The 17,124-nt window shown below is 27.8% G+C and carries 19 protein-coding genes and 1 other RNA gene; 12 read left to right on the top strand and 8 right to left on the bottom strand.

The features are described 5' to 3' along the window. The first annotated feature begins 68 nt into the window (after positions 1-68). On the top strand, positions 69-434 hold the full coding sequence (locus LXD69_RS13975; protein ID WP_045971243.1) for a hypothetical protein: 366 nt from the start codon (positions 69-71) through the stop codon (positions 432-434). Between the two features lie 56 nt (positions 435-490). Next, positions 491-949 carry a hypothetical protein gene (locus tag LXD69_RS13980; RefSeq protein ID WP_246915859.1) on the top strand — a complete coding sequence of 153 codons (459 nt, stop codon included), beginning with the start codon at positions 491-493 and terminating at the stop codon, positions 947-949. Between the two features lie 267 nt (positions 950-1,216). On the opposite strand, the gene LXD69_RS13985 is transcribed toward LXD69_RS13980, so the two are convergent. Both LXD69_RS13985 and LXD69_RS13990 read right to left on the bottom strand, forming a co-directional pair. Beyond that, positions 1,217-1,423 (bottom strand): hypothetical protein, encoded by a 207-nt coding sequence (locus LXD69_RS13985; protein ID WP_246915860.1) that lies wholly within the window; start codon positions 1,421-1,423, stop codon positions 1,217-1,219. A gap of 6 nt (positions 1,424-1,429) precedes the next feature. Next, a complete protein-coding gene (locus LXD69_RS13990; RefSeq protein ID WP_246915861.1) occupies positions 1,430-2,506 on the bottom strand; it encodes a glutaminyl-peptide cyclotransferase in 1,077 nt (358 codons plus the stop codon). Between the two features lie 89 nt (positions 2,507-2,595). On the opposite strand from LXD69_RS13990, the gene ffs reads away from it, so the two are divergent. The 3 genes from ffs to fsa all read left to right on the top strand — a co-directional run bounded on the left by ffs (position 2,596) and on the right by fsa (position 4,331). After that, an RNA gene (ffs, locus tag LXD69_RS13995) (signal recognition particle sRNA small type) lies at positions 2,596-2,694 on the top strand. Positions 2,695-2,780: 86 nt separating this feature from the next. After that, positions 2,781-3,584 (top strand): SDR family oxidoreductase, encoded by an 804-nt coding sequence (locus tag LXD69_RS14000; RefSeq protein WP_246915862.1) that lies wholly within the window; start codon positions 2,781-2,783, stop codon positions 3,582-3,584. A 90-nt stretch (positions 3,585-3,674) separates the two neighbouring features. After that, the gene (fsa, locus tag LXD69_RS14005) at positions 3,675-4,331 is read left to right on the top strand and encodes a fructose-6-phosphate aldolase (RefSeq protein ID WP_045971233.1); all 657 of its coding nucleotides are present in this window, start codon (positions 3,675-3,677) and stop codon (positions 4,329-4,331) included. 87 nt (positions 4,332-4,418) lie between these two features. On the opposite strand, the gene LXD69_RS14010 is transcribed toward fsa, so the two are convergent. Next, the gene (locus tag LXD69_RS14010; RefSeq protein WP_045971231.1) at positions 4,419-5,822 is read right to left on the bottom strand and encodes a thioredoxin-like domain-containing protein; all 1,404 of its coding nucleotides are present in this window, start codon (positions 5,820-5,822) and stop codon (positions 4,419-4,421) included. A gap of 162 nt (positions 5,823-5,984) precedes the next feature. Between LXD69_RS14010 and LXD69_RS14015 the strand changes: the two genes are divergently transcribed. After that, a complete protein-coding gene (locus LXD69_RS14015; protein WP_045971229.1) occupies positions 5,985-7,601 on the top strand; it encodes an ABC-F family ATP-binding cassette domain-containing protein in 1,617 nt (538 codons plus the stop codon). A gap of 47 nt (positions 7,602-7,648) precedes the next feature. Here LXD69_RS14015 and LXD69_RS14020 read toward each other — a convergent pair whose 3' ends face one another. From LXD69_RS14020 to LXD69_RS14030, 3 genes are read right to left on the bottom strand one after another with little or no spacing between them, the layout of a single operon-like run. Continuing rightward, positions 7,649-7,855 carry a (4Fe-4S)-binding protein gene (locus tag LXD69_RS14020; protein WP_045971227.1) on the bottom strand — a complete coding sequence of 69 codons (207 nt, stop codon included), beginning with the start codon at positions 7,853-7,855 and terminating at the stop codon, positions 7,649-7,651. Positions 7,856-7,912: 57 nt separating this feature from the next. After that, positions 7,913-8,194, bottom strand: a complete 282-nt coding sequence (locus tag LXD69_RS14025; protein WP_246915863.1) for a GNAT family N-acetyltransferase — start codon at positions 8,192-8,194, stop codon at positions 7,913-7,915. Between the two features lie 13 nt (positions 8,195-8,207). Next, the gene (locus tag LXD69_RS14030; protein WP_246915864.1) at positions 8,208-9,089 is read right to left on the bottom strand and encodes a pirin family protein; all 882 of its coding nucleotides are present in this window, start codon (positions 9,087-9,089) and stop codon (positions 8,208-8,210) included. Between the two features lie 115 nt (positions 9,090-9,204). Here LXD69_RS14030 and pyrR point away from each other — a divergent pair, with 115 nt between their 5' ends. The 4 genes from pyrR (at position 9,205) to LXD69_RS14050 (ending at position 12,135) form a co-directional block, all read left to right on the top strand. Further along, positions 9,205-9,750, top strand: coding sequence for a bifunctional pyr operon transcriptional regulator/uracil phosphoribosyltransferase PyrR (pyrR, locus tag LXD69_RS14035; protein WP_045971219.1), 546 nt, complete (start codon positions 9,205-9,207; stop codon positions 9,748-9,750). Positions 9,751-9,778: 28 nt separating this feature from the next. After that, positions 9,779-10,708: an aspartate carbamoyltransferase catalytic subunit gene (locus LXD69_RS14040; RefSeq protein ID WP_246915865.1), complete on the top strand. Its 930-nt coding sequence runs from the start codon at positions 9,779-9,781 to the stop codon at positions 10,706-10,708. A gap of 116 nt (positions 10,709-10,824) precedes the next feature. After that, positions 10,825-11,157: a hypothetical protein gene (locus LXD69_RS14045; RefSeq protein WP_045971215.1), complete on the top strand. Its 333-nt coding sequence runs from the start codon at positions 10,825-10,827 to the stop codon at positions 11,155-11,157. A gap of 69 nt (positions 11,158-11,226) precedes the next feature. After that, positions 11,227-12,135 (top strand): ribonuclease Z, encoded by a 909-nt coding sequence (locus LXD69_RS14050; protein ID WP_246915866.1) that lies wholly within the window; start codon positions 11,227-11,229, stop codon positions 12,133-12,135. 60 nt (positions 12,136-12,195) lie between these two features. Here the strand turns inward: LXD69_RS14050 and LXD69_RS14055 are convergent, their stop codons facing one another. Continuing rightward, on the bottom strand, positions 12,196-13,065 hold the full coding sequence (locus LXD69_RS14055; protein WP_246915867.1) for a cation diffusion facilitator family transporter: 870 nt from the start codon (positions 13,063-13,065) through the stop codon (positions 12,196-12,198). Between the two features lie 312 nt (positions 13,066-13,377). Here LXD69_RS14055 and pdxH point away from each other — a divergent pair, with 312 nt between their 5' ends. Both pdxH and LXD69_RS14065 read left to right on the top strand, forming a co-directional pair. Next, positions 13,378-14,025 (top strand): pyridoxamine 5'-phosphate oxidase, encoded by a 648-nt coding sequence (gene pdxH / locus LXD69_RS14060; RefSeq protein ID WP_045971209.1) that lies wholly within the window; start codon positions 13,378-13,380, stop codon positions 14,023-14,025. 594 nt (positions 14,026-14,619) lie between these two features. Continuing rightward, positions 14,620-15,117, top strand: coding sequence for a CAP domain-containing protein (locus LXD69_RS14065; RefSeq protein WP_045971207.1), 498 nt, complete (start codon positions 14,620-14,622; stop codon positions 15,115-15,117). Between the two features lie 92 nt (positions 15,118-15,209). Here LXD69_RS14065 and LXD69_RS14070 read toward each other — a convergent pair whose 3' ends face one another. Further along, on the bottom strand, positions 15,210-17,117 hold the full coding sequence (locus LXD69_RS14070) for an OmpA family protein (RefSeq protein ID WP_246915868.1): 1,908 nt from the start codon (positions 17,115-17,117) through the stop codon (positions 15,210-15,212). Between the last annotated feature and the right edge of the window lie 7 nt (positions 17,118-17,124).

The following is a 17,124-nucleotide window of genomic DNA, read 5'->3' on the forward strand; positions in this document are numbered from 1 at the left end:
TAAATTAACATCTTTTTAAAATATTTAATTTAAAATTGTAGTTACATTTGGTGCTAAATTGTAAAAATATGAGTAAGTACTTTAGATACTTATTTTTCTTATTAATCATTACTGTTTTTATAAATGGAAATAGTAATGATTCTCATGTTACCACTAATATCAATGATGTAAGTGAGTCTTTTTACAATGAATTTTCTCAGAAAGTTAATAATGTAGCGATACAAATTAAAGCGGAAAATCAATTTGTAGAGCATTTAAGTTCTGAAAATACTTTTTCATTTAAAAATACTTTTTCAAAATTTGTTGCCTCATTTTCTTTCAAAAAAGAGCTATATTTTTCTACATTAATAGATTTAAACAGAAAGAAGCAAAATAGCTTTTCTATATTTTTTTCAACAACACAAATAATATTTCCATTTCATAATTTTTGGTAAGATTTAGTTCATAACATACAATAAATTTAAAAGTTAAACTAAATATTATATATAAAATGGATACACCAAATATGATAATAGGGATAGTCTTATCCGCTATTATTTTGTTACCAATACTTTTAATCAATAAAAGTGTACTACAAAAAAGAAAGAGAATTATAGCAAAATTAGATGCCTTAGCAATTATAGATAATAAAAAAATAGGGGAATTAGACACTTGGACTGATAATTCAGTTATAGGTATAAGTACTGATAATTCTAAATTGTATTTTTCTAGAAATACTGATCATTATGAGAAAGAAATTGCCTTTGACTTGAAAAATATAAAAGAATGTACTATTGTTAATACATTTAAGCAAGGAACAAATAATATTGAAAAATTAGAATTATTATTAGAACTATATGATTCTAAAGACAGAGTTTCTCTTGAAATTTTCAAAGTAGATGAGAAAAATTTTATAATAGGAGAGGAGATGCGAATTGCTAAAAAGTGGTATTCTAAATTAGCTTCATAATTTTTTTAAATAATTTTCGTTTTTTAGAAAAAGAGAGAAGTAAAAAATACTTCTCTCTTTTTTATTTTGAATTGAGTCATAAAAAATGACCACTTAAACTTTTTTCTACAATACTCATTTTTATAGCAAGGAACAGTAATATTTATTTTATTGGGAAACATTTAGTAATTATTACTGTATCTTTTTGTTTGTTTTTATAGATAACGATGTTGAATTTTTTTTCTAGAACCGTTACTTTTTTAGTTTTATACCCTTTTCTTTTTATAATTAATTTTCTCCTAAATGTGTTATGAAATTAAATTCTCCATTTTTATCTGTATAGTAAATTTTGTTTGTTGGTTCACATTTTATTTTTTGTAAAACAACAGGTTTGTTATCATAGGTCATTATTTTACCTTCAATTGTTATTTCTTGAAAAGAATTATGAGCTATTTTAAAGAATGTAAATAAAAATAAAATGAATATTAATTTCATAATAAATTACTCTTCTAAAACAATTTCAAATGTTTTATCCCAGTTTTTTCCTGTAATCAATACTGTTTTTGTTTTAGGGTTATAGGCAATACCATTTAATACATCTACATCTGGATGTTGTGTAATTTTCGATTTTAAATCGCTTAAATTGATAATTCCTTCAACAGCACCGTGTTTAGGATCAATAACTGCAATAGCATCTCTTCCATATACATTTGCCCATATTTTACCATCAATCCATTCTAATTCGTTTAAAGCTTCTATTTTAGCATGCTTAGTATAAACATTTATATAGTCAATTTCTTTTAATGTTTCAGGGTCTAATATGTAAATTTTTTCAGTTCCTTCACTCATGTATAATTTTTCTCCATCATTTGCTAAACCCCAACCTTGCATTTTTTTAAAGTAGGTAAAAGTTTTAATTTTCTCAAAAGTATCAGCATTATATATATAGCCTTCATTGTTTAGCCATGTTAACTGATATACTTTATTATTTAAAATGGTTATTCCTTCACCAAAATATTTCGGAGCGAGTTCTACGGTTTTGTATACTTTACCTGTTTTATAATCTGTTTTTCTTAAGCTTGAAATTCCTCTCCTACCAGTTCCTTTTCCTTCACCATTTCCTGTACCTTCATATAAAGTATCTCTGTGAAATTCTAAACCTTGTGTGTAAGCTTTTATATCGTGAGGATATGTGTTTATTATTTTATATTTTAATAATTTAGGCTCAACATTTGAAGCAACAGTAAAATTTGCAGCAACATCTACATTGTTCCCTTCAAAATAAATTAAAGCTTTAACTTTTTGATATCCTAATTTTTGGTTTTCTAATGAAAATTGTAATGGAGTATTTCCTTTAACAGATCCAATGTTTTTATCATTGATGTAATAAATAATTGAATCAATAGTTTTGTTTTTATCGTTCTTTAAAGACAAATTTACACCTTCATTTAGCTCATATACCTGTTTTAATGCTGAAGTATCAATAGAAAAAAAACTTTTTAAATCTTTTTTTTCGTCATCACATGATATAATTGATATGCTTAAAAGTATGAAAGCGAATAGCTTAAGGTTTCTCATGGTTACATTTTTTTATAAGTACAATATACAATGAATTTTTAAAATTGCAATTGCACTTGCAAAAATATAAAATGTTTGTATATTTGCACTGGCAAGTCCTACACGACCAGCTCCTGCAGACTCCCCCAGGGTGGGAACGCAGCAAGGGTAAGCGGTTGTAGCGGTGCGATGTAGGTCGCTTGCCATTTTTTTTTAAATCTTCAATCTCCTTTTATGGGGATTTTTTTATACCCAAAAGTTGCTTAACTTCGCATCACAAAATCAAAGAATTATAATGAGTAAAGTTGTTTTTATTACAGGAGCTTCATCAGGTATTGGTAAAGCTATTGGAGAATATTTATTAGATAAAGGTTTTACAGTGTATGGAACAAGTAGGAATCCAAAGAATATAATAAATTCAAGAATCGAGTTAGTAGCATTAGATGTAAGAAATGTTGAAAGTGTAAAAAATGCAATTAAAGAAGTTATAACAAAGGCAGGAAGAATAGATGTGGTTATTAATAATGCAGGAGTTGGTATAACAGGACCTTTAGAAGAGATTCCAACAGAAGAGATAAAAAATAATTTTGAAACTAATTTATTTGGACCTATTGAAGTAATGAAAGCTGTTCTGCCTCAAATGCGTTTACAAAAAAGCGGATTAATTATAAATATAACGTCTATAGCGGGTTATATGGGATTGCCTTTTAGAAGTGTTTATTCTGCTTCTAAAGGAGCCTTAGAGTTGATAACAGAAGCGATGAATATGGAAGTAAAATCATTTGGTATACATATTACTAATGTGGCTCCTGGAGATTTTGCAACAAATATTGCTGCAGGAAGATATCATGCTCCTGTAATAAAGGGTTCTGCTTATGAAAAAACATACGGAAACACATTAGATATGATGGATAGTCATGTTGATTCAGGTAGTAATCCAAATGAAATGGCAGAAGCTATTTATAAAGTTATTAATACTTCAAACCCAAAAATTCATTATAAAGTAGGTGCTTTTATGCAGAAGTTCTCAATTGTTTTAAAACGTGTTCTTCCAGATACTATCTATGAAAAATTATTAATGAATCATTATAAGTTGTAAATCTTAAAATAGAAGATTGTTATTGCTATTTAAATTAGTAATTTTGCATTTTTAAAACAACACAACAAAATTTTAATAAAATCAAAACGTATGAAATTTTTTATTGACACGGCAAATCTAGAACAAATTAAAGAAGCTCAAGCACTTGGTGTTCTTGATGGCGTTACTACAAATCCTTCATTAATGGCAAAAGAAGGAATTACAGGGAAAAATAATATTTTAAAACATTATGTAGATATCTGTAATATTGTTGATGGTGATGTAAGTGCTGAAGTAAATGCAGTGGATTATGATGGAATGATTAAAGAAGGTGAAGAATTAGCTGAATTACATGAACAAATTGTTGTAAAAATACCTATGACAAAAGACGGTATTAAAGCTTGTAAATATTTTTCAGATAGAGGAATTAAAACAAATGTTACTTTAATATTTTCAGCAGGACAAGCATTATTAGCAGCAAAAGCAGGTGCAACATATTGTTCGCCATTTTTAGGAAGATTAGACGATGTTTCAACAGATGGTTTAAACTTAATTGATGAAATTCGTTTAATATATGATAACTATGCTTTTGAAACACAAATTTTAGCTGCATCTGTTCGTCATACGATGCATGTTGTTAATTGTGCTAAAATTGGTGCAGATGTAATGACAGGACCTTTATCTTCAATTTTAGGATTATTAAAACACCCTTTAACTGATATTGGTTTAGCTCAGTTTATTGCTGACTTTGAAAAGGGGAATAAATAAGAATTATTTCTTTGTATAAAAAATTAAAAAAGCGATTTTCATTAAATTGAAAATCGCTTTTTTACTATAAAAATTATGGAAACTTACTTATAAGTTTTTTTCAAAATTAGCATCGAATATATTAGAAAAAGCATTCTTTATTGTTCCGTCAGCATTAAGGATAATTGTTCTATGAATTTTAGTAATTACCCAACTCTTTTTTATTTCTTCAAAGTTTGTAGCTTTTAATTCTGGAATATTATTTAGATTGTATTTGTCAAGTGTTTTTAACCAGTTTTCTTTAGTATCATTGATATTTATAGCAATAAAATTGATATTTGGATATTTTTTCTGCAATAAAACAACTTTTTCATGTGCCAATTTTATATGTGATTCAGCACGAGTTGTCCAAAAGAAGATAACCGTTTCTTTATTATTAATCACTTCATTTAGGGTTATATCTTTAGAATTTCTATCCATCATAGAAACTTTTGGAAGTACATTTCCTACTTTTAAATTTTGTGCAGCATTATATATTTGAATTACTTCTCTATGTTGTTCTTCATCTGAAGAAAGTTCAATATATCGATCTATAAATTTTTTATTGTTATACATGTTTTGATCTTCTAACAAATACATATAAGCAATATTATTAAGGACAATGTTTTTAATATTCTGATTTTTAATTAAAGTATCAGCGATATTTAATTTAGTAACATTGTTTTCAAGTGATTTACCATCTTGTTTACATTTTCCTTTTTCATAAGTCATATTATTTAATAATGTTGTAACATACTTTATGAATGGGGAATAACTACCTAATTCTGGATTATTTAAGTTTAATGATTTTCGGTAGCTATAATAATCTTTTGGTAGTTTTGGACAAATATTTTCTCCTGTTTTATATTCATGTGCATAAGGATATAATTCCTTTTTATAGTAATATTCAAAATCTACACTAGCTTTAGCAACAGCATCAAAATGCTCATTCCAGTTAATTTCTGATTTCTTTTTTAAATAATATGCTTTTCTAATATTATAACTAGAATCTATAGATTTTGAATAAGTATCTAAATCTTCATTTAAAATATCATAAAGATTAGATCTGTTTTCTTCATTTTTAAGGAATAAATCAATTAAAAAATTATTTTTTTCGTCTCCTCTTCCACAAAATGCTAATGAGTTATCAAAGTCTAATGAATTTAAACGAATCATTAAACTATCATTTTTATCAAAATAGATATATTGATATTCCGGATTGTGTCTAAAAGTGTATAAACCAGGAGCTAAAGAATCAAATTTGTGAAAAAAACGATTGTTTTCATCTAAATAAATAGTATCTAATAAAGCATCATCCTTAAAAAATAACACATAATTATTTTGAGGATTTATAATTTCACCACCAAAGTAAGCCACAAAATTGTTAGAATCAAACGTTTTCTTACAAGATGTTAATGAGGTTAAAGCAATGATAGATAAGGGCAAAAAGTATTTAATGTAATTCTTAAGCATTCACTAAATTATTTAATTACAGGAACAAAAGTAATTTTTAGATGTTAAAGGTCTTGTTAAGGATGCGTTAAAATAAACTTATAATTAAGTTCTTGCATATATAAGAGCAAAACTGCATAATTTTTTCTACTTTTGCAACAATTTTATAAAAACTCATATATAATGTTAACAGTTTCAAATTTATCAGTTCAGTTTGGTAAACGTATTTTATTTGATGAAGTAAATGTAACCTTCACACAAGGTAATTGTTACGGAATCATAGGTGCTAACGGTGCTGGAAAATCTACTTTTTTAAAAATTTTAGCAGGAGAATTTGATCCTACTTCAGGTAGAGTTATTCTTGAACCAGGTAAACGTATGTCGGTTTTAAACCAAAATCACAATATGTTTGATGAACATACGGTTTTAGAAACAGTTTTAATGGGTAATAAAGTGTTACATACTATTAAAGCAGAAATGGATGCTTTATATTTAGATTATACAGATGAAAACGCAGATAGAATAGGAGAGTTACAACTTCAATTTGATGAAATGAATGGATGGAATGCTGATTCAGATGCAGGAGCCATGTTATCAAATTTAGGTATTTCTTCTGATTATCATTATACTTTAATGGGTGAATTAGAAGGGAAGTTAAAAGTTCGTGTGTTATTAGCACAAGCTCTTTTTGGTAATCCAGATGTATTAATCATGGATGAACCTACGAATGACTTGGATTTTGAAACTATTGGATGGTTAGAAAATTTCTTAGCTAACTATGAAAATACAGTTTTAGTAGTATCGCATGATCGTCACTTTTTAGATGCGGTTTGTACTCATGTTTCCGATATCGACTTTGGAAAAATCAATCATTTCTCAGGAAATTATACATTTTGGTACGAATCAAGTCAGTTAGCGGCAAAACAAAAAGCACAACAAAATAAAAAGGCTGAAGAGAAAAAAGCTGAATTAGAAGAGTTTATACGTCGTTTTAGTGCCAATGTTGCCAAATCTAAACAAGCAACATCACGTAAAAAAATGATTGAAAAATTAAATCTTGATGAAATTAAACCATCAAGTAGAAGATATCCAGCTATTATTTTTGATACAGAACGTGAAGCAGGAGACCAAATTTTAAATGTACAAGGATTGAGTGCTTCTATTGAAGGAGAAATATTGTTTAAAAACGTAGATTTAAACATGGCTAAAGGAGATAAAGTAGTTGTTTTCTCTAAAGATTCTCGTGCAACAACAGCTTTCTATGAAATTTTAAATGGAAATTTGAAAGCAGATTCTGGTACTTTTGATTGGGGAATTACAACATCTCAATCTTATTTACCTGCTGAAAATCATGATTTCTTTAAATCAGATTTAAATCTTGTAGATTGGTTACGTCAATGGGCTAAAACAGAAGAAGAAAGAGACGAAGTATATGTACGTGGTTTCTTAGGTAAAATGATTTTTTCAGGAGAAGAAGCATTGAAAAAATGTAATGTATTATCTGGAGGAGAAAAAGTACGTTGTATGTTGTCAAGAATGATGATGATGAGAGCAAATGTTTTAATGTTAGATGAACCAACAAATCACTTGGATCTTGAATCTATTACAGCATTTAATAATTCATTGAAAAACTTTAAAGGTTCTGTATTGTTTACAACTCATGATCATGAGTTTGCTCAAACAGTTGCTAATAGAGTTTTAGAAATTACACCAAAAGGAGTTATCGATAGATACATGACATTTGATGAATATCTTGATGATCCAAAAATTAAAGAACAACGAAAAGAAATGTATTCATAAAAGAAAAAATCCCAATGAAAGTTGGGATTTTTTTATGTTTATAGTTTTTATTTTTTAATGCTCAATGCTCCAGAAGGACATTTTGCAACTTGATTAATTAACTCTTCAGAATTAGTATTTTCTGGTTTTATCCAGGGTTTTTCTTTTGGGTTATACACTTTTGGAAGTGTTTTTACACAAATTCCTGAATGAATACATTTTTTAGGTTGCCAAATAATTGTAACCTCTCCATTGCTATACTCTTTAGTTTCCATAATCTAAGAGGATTAATTATATACTATAAAGTTACTTAATATATTGTTAGTTAAAATTTAAAATAAAACATCATGTAAATCTTTATTTTTATCAAAAACACTTTTTGTAAACGGACAAAGTGGTAAAATTTTTAAATTATTTTCTCTTGCAAAATCTATAGCAGCCATTACCATTTGTTTTCCAACTCCTTTTCCATTAAATGCCGAGTTTACTTCGGTATGATCTATTATAAGTTTAGTTGAACCTGCCCAACTATAAGTCATTCTTCCCGCTTCTTTATCATCTTCTATTGCTTTAAAAAAACCTTTACTTTCGTTGTTAATTTGTTCTATTGTCATAAAAATATAAGTTTTAAAATTTGACTTTTGGAGGAAGTGGTACAAATTCGGTTTCATTTGGGACTTTTGGGAATAGTTGTTTTTCCCAATTCATTTTTGCTTCTTCAATTTTATTTTTATCTGATGAAACAAAATTCCACTCTATAAAACGATTTTCAGGAAAAATTTCTCCTCCAAAGATATATATAGTGGTATTTTCAGTCATTTCAAATTCACATAACGAGCTCTCTTTAGCAATTAAAATTTGTTTTTTTTCATATTCATGTTCTCCATTAATAATAGAACCTTCTAAAATATATAGAGCACTTTCTCCAAATAAATGCTGTCCAATATTTATTTTAGCTTTAGCAAAATTCTTAATTTCAATAAAGTACATTTTACTGTAAACAGGAACAGGTGATTTTTTACCAAATGCTTCTCCTGCAATCAATTTGAAATGTACATTATTTTCTGTCCATTGGGGCAAATCATCCTTTTCAATATGAGTAAATGAAGGGTCAATATCTTCTAATTCTTTTGGTAATGCAACCCATATTTGTAATCCATGTAATACTTTTTCAGATTGACGTAAATATTCAGGAGTTCGTTCAGAATGCGTAATTCCTTTCCCAGCAGTCATCCAGTTTACAGCACCAGGTTGAATCTCAATTTCAGTACCTAAACTATCACGATGCATAATACTGCCTTCAAATAGATACGTTAAAGTAGATAATCCAATATGGGGATGAGGAGGAACATCTAGATTTTGATAATCTTTTAAATATGCAGGTCCCATGTGATCGATAAAAACAAAAGGGCCAACTGTTCTTTTTTCTCTAAACGGAAGTAATCGCCCTACTAAAAAATTACCAATATTAGCCGCTCTTTCTTCTATAATTAATGCTATGTTTGACATAAGAAGAATTTATTTAAGATTGTTTACTTTCAAAAGTAGTGTAAATACAAATTAAATCTACTAAATTTAATAAAAAATATTGTAAATTTACCCACCAAACACAATACACTACTTTATGAGTCAAAAAGTATTACTCAATGCTAAAGAAGTTAATATTATTCTACATCGTTTGGCCTGTCAATTAATTGAAAATCACTTAGATTTTACAGATACAATATTAATTGGGATTCAACCAAGAGGAAAATATCTAGCAGAACGATTAGCAAGTATTTTAAAAGAAGATTATCAAATAAAAGAAGTAAAACTCGGATTTTTAGACATTACTTTTTTTAGAGATGACTTTAGAAGAGGAGAAAAAACACTTGAGGCAAACAAAACAGAAATTAATTTTATTGTTGAAGATAAAAAAGTAGTTTTTATTGATGATGTATTGTACACAGGAAGAAGTATTCGATCTGCACTTACTGCAATTCAGTCATTTGGAAGACCTTCTGAAATAGAATTATTAACATTGATTGATAGAAGATTTAGTCGTCATTTACCTATTCAACCTGATTATAGAGGAAGACAAGTAGATGCTATTAATAACGAGAAAGTAGTGGTAAAATGGAAAGATAATGATGGAGAAGACGCTGTTTACCTAATTACTAATGAAAAATAAAACAACAACGCGCAACACAGCTATATAAATGAAAGAGTTATCTGTAAATCATTTAATCGGAATAAAATACATTACTAAAAATGATATTGATTTAATTTTTGAAACTGCCGATCATTTTAAAGAAGTAATTAATAGACCCATAAAAAAAGTCCCTTCACTACGAGATGTAACGATTGCCAATATTTTTTTTGAAAATAGTACACGTACCAAATTATCATTTGAGTTAGCTCAAAAAAGATTATCAGCCGATGTAATGAGCTTTTCAGCGGCTCAATCTTCTGTTAAAAAAGGAGAAACATTAATAGATACGGTAAATAATATTTTATCTATGAAAGTAGACATGGTAGTAATGCGTCATAGTAGTCCTGGAGCTGCTCATTTTTTATCTCAAAATGTAAATGCAAGTATTGTAAATGCAGGTGATGGAGCGCATGAGCATCCTACTCAAGCATTGTTAGATAGTTTCACAATTCGTGAAAAATTAGGAAATGTTGAAGGGAAAAAAGTGGTTATTGTAGGAGATGTTTTGCATTCAAGAGTTGCATTGTCAAACATATTTGCATTGCAAATGCAAGGAGCAGAAGTTAAAGTTTGTGGTCCCAAAACATTAATACCTAAATATATAGAATCATTAGGAGTTAAGGTAGAACCTAATCTTCGTAAAGCACTAGAATGGGCAGATGTTGCCAATATGCTTCGTGTTCAAAACGAACGATTGGATGTGAATTATTTTCCTTCAACAAGGGAATATGCTCAACAATATGGTGTAACCAAAGAATTGCTAGATTCTTTAGATAAAGAAGTAGTAATTATGCACCCAGGACCTATTAATAGAGGTGTTGAAATTACATCAGATGTTGCCGATTCTCAGCAATCAGTAATTTTAAACCAAGTAGAGAATGGAGTAGCAGTTAGAATGGCAGTTATTTATTTATTAGCAAGCAAGATTAAACAATAATAAAAAAAGAGAAGTATAGACTTCTTTTTTTATTTCAAATTTTGGAAATCTATCTTATTTTTTTAAATTTAAAAACCGAAAATAAAATTTTTAAAGTTTCAATTTAATGTTTTTACATGAAAGTAGATAAAAAAGGACACACAACTATAATTAAGGAAACAGGAGGTAATGTAATAACCTTTATTGAAAATGTAACAAATCAATATGCTACATTTAAAGAACAAAACTTAATTTTAGACATTTCAAAAGATAAAAATATTGTTATAAATGATTTAATAAACTTTAAAAGTTTAGCAAAAAATCATAATAAGGCAAAAAAATCATTAGTAATCGTTACGAGTCATATTGATTTTAATGATGTTCCAGATTATTTAACAGTGGTTCCATCTATTTTAGAAGCACAAGATATTATTGAAATGGAAGAAATAGAACGCGATTTAGGGTTTTAAATCTAAATTTTGAGCAGTTATCAATATTTAGTTATTGTTAGCAAAATATTGACTCTGAATATATAAAAAATGAAATTAACCATATTAGGCTGTTATGCAGCAACTCCAAGAACAATAACTAATCCAACATCGCAAGTATTAGAAATTAAAAATCAAATGTTTTTAATTGATTGTGGAGAAGGAACTCAAGTACAACTTCGCAAGCATAAAATTAAATTTGCGAGAATTAATCATATCTTCATTTCTCATTTACATGGAGATCATTTTTATGGATTAGTAGGGTTAATATCAACTTTTATGCTTCTTAATAGAGTAAATGATTTACATGTTTATGGACCAAAAGGAATTAAAGAAATTATTTTATTACAATTAAAAGCCTCAGGTTCATTTACAGGATATAATTTATATTTTCACGAATTAGATTCAAAAGAAAGTGAAGTTGTTTTTGAAGATGACAAAGTATTTGTAAAAACAATTCCATTAAAACATAGAGTATATACAAACGGATATTTATTCAAAGAAAAAAATACACAGCGTAAATTGAATATTGAAGCTGTTGAAAAATATGAAATAGAAACCTGTTATTATCAAAAAATTAAATCAGGTGGAAATATTACTTTAGATAATGGAGAAATTATTCAAAATGAACTCCTAACTTTTGATCCAGAAGCAGAGAAAAGCTACGCTTTTTGTAGTGATACACTATACAATGAAACAATTATTCCAATAATAAACAGTGTAGATGTATTATATCATGAATCCACATTTTTAGAATCAGAAGCACATTTAGCAGAAAAAACAATGCATACAACAGCTATTCAAGCTGCAACGATAGCTAAAAAAGCAAATGTAAAACAATTAGTTATAGGACATTATTCCACTCGTTATGGTAATATTGAATTATTTAAAGAAGAAGCCCAAACTATTTTTGAAGATGTCCTTTTGGCCGACGATGGAAAAACGTTTGAATTTCAGTAGTAGCTTTATAAATTGAATACACGGAAATTTTAAATTTAATTTCTAAAGTAAGAGTTGATTTTATTCATTTGGTTCAATATGAATTAAAACATGTCCTAATTCTAATATTTCACTTCTTAATCTGTCTTTTAATTTATGTGCTAAATCGTGTCCTTCTTTTACAGTAATTTTAGCATCAACAATTGCATGTAAATCAACATGATATTTCATTCCAGATTTTCTTATAAAGCATTTTTCTGTTCCAATGATTCCGTCTACTTTTACTGATATTTCTCTAATATTTTCAACTAAATCATCATATAAATGTTCGTCCATTATTTCTCCAAGTGCAGGTCTGAAAATTAAATAACTGTTATATAAGATAAAAAATGAAGCAAAAAGAGCAGCCCAATCGTCGGCAGATTCATACCCTTTCCCAAAAAATAAAGCAATAGATATTCCAATAAAAGCAGCAATAGAAGTAATGGCATCACTTCTATGATGCCAAGCATCTGCTTTTAAAGAAGAACTGTTTGTAAGAATGCTTTTTTTCATTATAGTTTGAAAAGAATATTCTTTCCAAATAATAATTAATCCTAGTACAATTAATGTCCATGATTTTGGTAAATCGTGTGAGGTTCTAATATTTTGAATGCTTTCATAAGCAATTATGGTTGCCGATGTAATTAAAAAACCTACAACAAGAAACGTAATTAAAGGTTCTGCTCTTCCATGTCCATACGGATGATTTTCATCAGCAGGTTTATTAGAATATTTTATACCAAACAAAACTAAAAAAGAAGAAAAAATATCTGTTGTTGATTCAATTGCATCTGCAATTAAAGCATAGGAATTTCCGAAAAATCCTGCCAATCCTTTTATAATAGCTAAACTGGTATTCCCGATGATACTAAAATATGTTGCTTTGATTGCTGTTTCTTCCTTTGTCATTATAGCATTGCTTTTACGATTGCGTACAATATTTGTATCGCTTATGAGCAGTAGCGTAAATTTAAGACAAACTTTTCAAATACAAAAAGACTGAACGCAATTAGTTTTTAATGAAATTTTTTGTCAGCTTGAGTGATTTTCGATAGAAAACCGTATCTAGAATATGAAAGATTTGATTAAAAACGGTTTTGAACAAAAAGTACTCAAACTGGTATTTGAAATAATTTCACTAAACGAATTATTATTTTATTATTTGTTTATGAAGTTGAATACTATCAAGTTCGTAACTTTATCCTCTTAAAAATTTATAAGATGAAAGATTTAGGAAATTATAGAAAATCATACGAAAAGAGTGAGTTACTGGAGAGTAACATTCCAGAAGATCCAATAAACCTTTTTAATCGATGGTTTCACGAAGTAGAAGAATTTGGAGGAGTAGACGAAGTAAATGCTATGACAGTAGCTACAATAGGGTTAGATGGTTTCCCTAAAAGTAGAGTAGTGCTGTTAAAGAAATTTAATGAGGAAGGATTTATTTTTTACACAAACTATACTTCTGAAAAAGGAAAAGCTATTTTATCTAATCCGAATATTTGTCTTTCCTTTTTTTGGCATTCAATGGAACGACAAATTATTATAAAAGGAGTTGCTGAAAAAACGTCACCTATTATTTCGGATAATTATTTTGCTTCTCGACCAGATGGAAGTAAACTTGGTGCAATTGTTTCAGATCAAAGTGAAGTAATTCCGAACAGACAATTTTTGGAAGATAAATTAAAATCATTAGAAAAAGAATTTGAGGGTAAAATTGAAATTCCTAGACCAGAATTTTGGGGTGGATTTTTGGTAAAACCTGTTGAAGTTGAATTTTGGCAAGGACGACCGAATAGGTTGCATGATAGAATTAGATATAAATTGTCAGAAAATTCTTGTTGGAATGTTGATAGATTATCCCCGTAAAGTCTTAAAATGATAAAATATGTTAAAATTTGCTGTATTTTATCGATTTTACTTGCTCGTAACCGATTTTTATGTACATTTGTATTGTTAAACATTGATTTAATTTCATTTGATTTTTACGATTTAGAATCCTTTCTAAAGAGAATAATTAAAAGATATAGATTTTCATGTTTGTTTATTTGTTTGTAAAATGGCATTACTTTCCCAAAGTAATGCCTTTTTAATTTAAATAGTTTTAGCTGAAATATTAAATCAATTTAATATTACTTTTATAGTAATTTTTTTTCTAAAAAATTATATTTTCTATAGTTATAAAATTGTAGCATGATATTAAATCTCTTATTTTAAGTTTAACATGCACTTCTTTTTATACGTTTTTTATTCTTTTTACGAGGTTTCAATGCAATAATTTATCGTAATTTTTTTGTTATTTTTATTATAAATTTTATATGTTATATGTTAAAATTTAATGTATTTTACCTGTTTTATTTGCATATAAAAGATTTAAATGTAAATTTGTCAATATTTTAATCATTTAATCGATGATTTTAACCTATTTAATAATAACCTAGAATAAAACACTAAACAAACATTTTGAAAAAACAAGTAGCTATCCTTTTTGCCCTATTAGCCAGTTTTTCTTTATTAATTTCTTGCTCTTCAGATACTGAAAGTATTGAGGATATTGCAAATATTGAGACTCCTAAGAGTTATTCGCATGATGCAGTAGAATTAGAACTTTTAGATTTAGTAAATGCTTATCGAGTTGAAAATGGATTAAATCCTTTAGATATTATTGAGCATATTTCGTATAAATCTGAAGAACATAATGAGTATATGATAAGTACAGGTACTCCAAATCATGATGGGTTTGAACAAAGAAAACTAAATTTAGAACAAGTTTTGAATGCAACAAGAGTAGGAGAGAATGTTGCGTATGGATATTTAAATCCGCAATCAGTATTAAATAACTGGAAAATTAGTGAAGGACACAAAGCTAATTTAGAAGGAAATTATACTCATTTTGGAGTTTCTATAAGGATGAATTCTGAAGGCAAAAGGTATTATACAAATATTTTTATAAAAAAATAGATTGTATAATTATTGAAAAATTAAAAGCCGTTTTAAAATTAATTTTAAAACGGCTTTTTTATAAAATGGAAAAGGGTAGAAGTTAAAGAAAACTATTCCATTTTAGTTACAATAAATTCACTTCGTCTGTTTTTTTGATGTTCTGCTTCAGAGCATTTTACACCATCAGAACAGTTATTAACTAATTGTGTTTCTCCATATCCTTTAGCAGTTAAACGAGATTTTTCAATGCCATTTTTAACTAAATATTCTAATGTTGATTTAGCTCTTCTATCAGATAGAATTTCGTTATATCGATGAGTTTGACGACTATCTGTATGGGAGCGAATATCTACTTCCATTTTTGGATGTTTTTTCATTACCTCAAGAATTTTTTGTAAATCTTTAGCCGCATCAGGTCTAATATTCCATTTGTCTAGATCAAAATAAATGATACTAATATCAAATATCTTAGCTAAATCAGTTCCTTCTTTTATAGGGAATATGTTGCGTTTTAATTCTAAATTGAGTTCAGTTTCACCTGTTTCATTTTTAGATGTAAACGTTTTTTCAGTTGTTTCATATTCTTCTTTAGAAGCTCTTACATGATATTTTGTACTACACTCAATTTCAAAAGTATATTTTCCAGTTTCATCAGTTGTCATTTCTGTTATTTTTTTCATATCAGAATCAAATAATATAACTTTTGAATTGGGAAGTATCTCTTTTGTATCAACATCAGTAACTATTCCATATAGTTTTTGAGCACAAATAGTAAAGGAATAAATATCATCATAACCACTTCCTCCATCACGATTTGATGTAAAGAATCCAGATTTGTCTTTATTGACAATGAATCCGAAATCGTCCATTGAACTATTAATTGGTTTTCCTACATTTTCTGGTTTTTGAAATTGGTTATTACTAAACTTAGACTCAAAAACATCTAATCCACCAAGTCCTAAATGACCATCAGAAGCAAAGTATAATGTATTATCAAAAGCGATGTTAGGGAATGTTTCTCTTCCTTCTGTATTGATTGTATTTCCTAAATTTTCAGGCGTTCCAAACGTTCCATCATCGTTTATTTTTACTTTATAGATATCTGAATTTCCAAATCCTCCAGGTATATCAGAAGCAAAGTACATGGTTTTATTATCTGTGCTTAAAGTAGGATGAGCTGTACTATAATTATCATTATTGAAAGGAAGTTCTGTAATGTTTTTCCATTCATTATCAATGAAACTAGCTTTGTAAATTTTAACTAAAGTACTTTTGTTATCGTCTTTACCTTTTTTACCATCTAAATAGTTATTCCGAGTAAAATACATTGTTTTGCCATCTTTTGTAAATACTGGTGACGATTCATTGAATTTTGAATTTATACTTTTTGAAAAATTTTGCGGTTCAGATAATGATTTATCACTGTTAATAGTAACGCTATATAAATCTGTAAAATTTTGTTTTGTCCAATCGTGAATTTTATTAAAAAGTGCGCCTTCTTTTCTAGCAGAAGCAAAGACTAATTGATTCCCAAGATAAGATGGACCATAGTCGGAAAATTCAGAATTTATTGATGTTTTTCCAATAGTGTATTTACCAGAAATGGCTTCAATATTTTTTAAATAATCTTTGTTTTTAGCAAATTCATTTCCTCTAGAATCATTTGTTTTTTCATTGAATAAACTTAGATATTTATTAGCATTATCATAATCTTCAATTGCTTTTAAAGCCTGTGAATATCTGAAATAGTATTCAGGATCAACGTCCTCATTCATTGCAAATAAGTCTTTATACCATTTTGCGGCTTTGTCTAACTCGCCATTGAAATAATAAGCGTTTCCTAATTTTTTAAATAATTCGGGTGACTGATATCCTTTTTCTGCTACTTTTTCATAAATTTCTATAGCATCTACATAAGAGTATTTATTATATTTTCTATCAGCAGTAGCTAATTGAGAAGATTGCGAAAAACTTATACAAGAAATACCTATTAATATAATTGAATATATTGCTTTCATAATTAAT

Origin of the sequence: Flavobacterium sediminilitoris (genome assembly GCF_023008245.1) — a bacterium.
Lineage (GTDB): Bacteria > Bacteroidota > Bacteroidia > Flavobacteriales > Flavobacteriaceae > Flavobacterium > Flavobacterium sediminilitoris.

Coding starts and splice junctions, on each gene's coding strand:
- LXD69_RS14040 (WP_246915865.1), top strand. CDS start 9,779: ATGAAAGAGTTATCTGTAAATCATTTAATCGGAATAAAATACATTACT.
- LXD69_RS14015 (WP_045971229.1), top strand. CDS start 5,985: ATGTTAACAGTTTCAAATTTATCAGTTCAGTTTGGTAAACGTATTTTA.
- LXD69_RS14000 (WP_246915862.1), top strand. CDS start 2,781: ATGAGTAAAGTTGTTTTTATTACAGGAGCTTCATCAGGTATTGGTAAA.
- LXD69_RS14045 (WP_045971215.1), top strand. CDS start 10,825: ATGAAAGTAGATAAAAAAGGACACACAACTATAATTAAGGAAACAGGA.
- pdxH (WP_045971209.1), top strand. CDS start 13,378: ATGAAAGATTTAGGAAATTATAGAAAATCATACGAAAAGAGTGAGTTA.
- LXD69_RS14055 (WP_246915867.1), bottom strand. CDS start 13,065: ATGACAAAGGAAGAAACAGCAATCAAAGCAACATATTTTAGTATCATC.
- LXD69_RS13990 (WP_246915861.1), bottom strand. CDS start 2,506: ATGAGAAACCTTAAGCTATTCGCTTTCATACTTTTAAGCATATCAATT.
- LXD69_RS14010 (WP_045971231.1), bottom strand. CDS start 5,822: ATGCTTAAGAATTACATTAAATACTTTTTGCCCTTATCTATCATTGCT.
- LXD69_RS13985 (WP_246915860.1), bottom strand. CDS start 1,423: ATGAAATTAATATTCATTTTATTTTTATTTACATTCTTTAAAATAGCT.
- fsa (WP_045971233.1), top strand. CDS start 3,675: ATGAAATTTTTTATTGACACGGCAAATCTAGAACAAATTAAAGAAGCT.
- LXD69_RS13975 (WP_045971243.1), top strand. CDS start 69: ATGAGTAAGTACTTTAGATACTTATTTTTCTTATTAATCATTACTGTT.
- LXD69_RS14025 (WP_246915863.1), bottom strand. CDS start 8,194: ATGACAATAGAACAAATTAACAACGAAAGTAAAGGTTTTTTTAAAGCA.
- LXD69_RS14020 (WP_045971227.1), bottom strand. CDS start 7,855: ATGGAAACTAAAGAGTATAGCAATGGAGAGGTTACAATTATTTGGCAA.
- pyrR (WP_045971219.1), top strand. CDS start 9,205: ATGAGTCAAAAAGTATTACTCAATGCTAAAGAAGTTAATATTATTCTA.
- LXD69_RS14030 (WP_246915864.1), bottom strand. CDS start 9,089: ATGTCAAACATAGCATTAATTATAGAAGAAAGAGCGGCTAATATTGGT.
- LXD69_RS14070 (WP_246915868.1), bottom strand. CDS start 17,117: ATGAAAGCAATATATTCAATTATATTAATAGGTATTTCTTGTATAAGT.
- LXD69_RS13980 (WP_246915859.1), top strand. CDS start 491: ATGGATACACCAAATATGATAATAGGGATAGTCTTATCCGCTATTATT.
- LXD69_RS14050 (WP_246915866.1), top strand. CDS start 11,227: ATGAAATTAACCATATTAGGCTGTTATGCAGCAACTCCAAGAACAATA.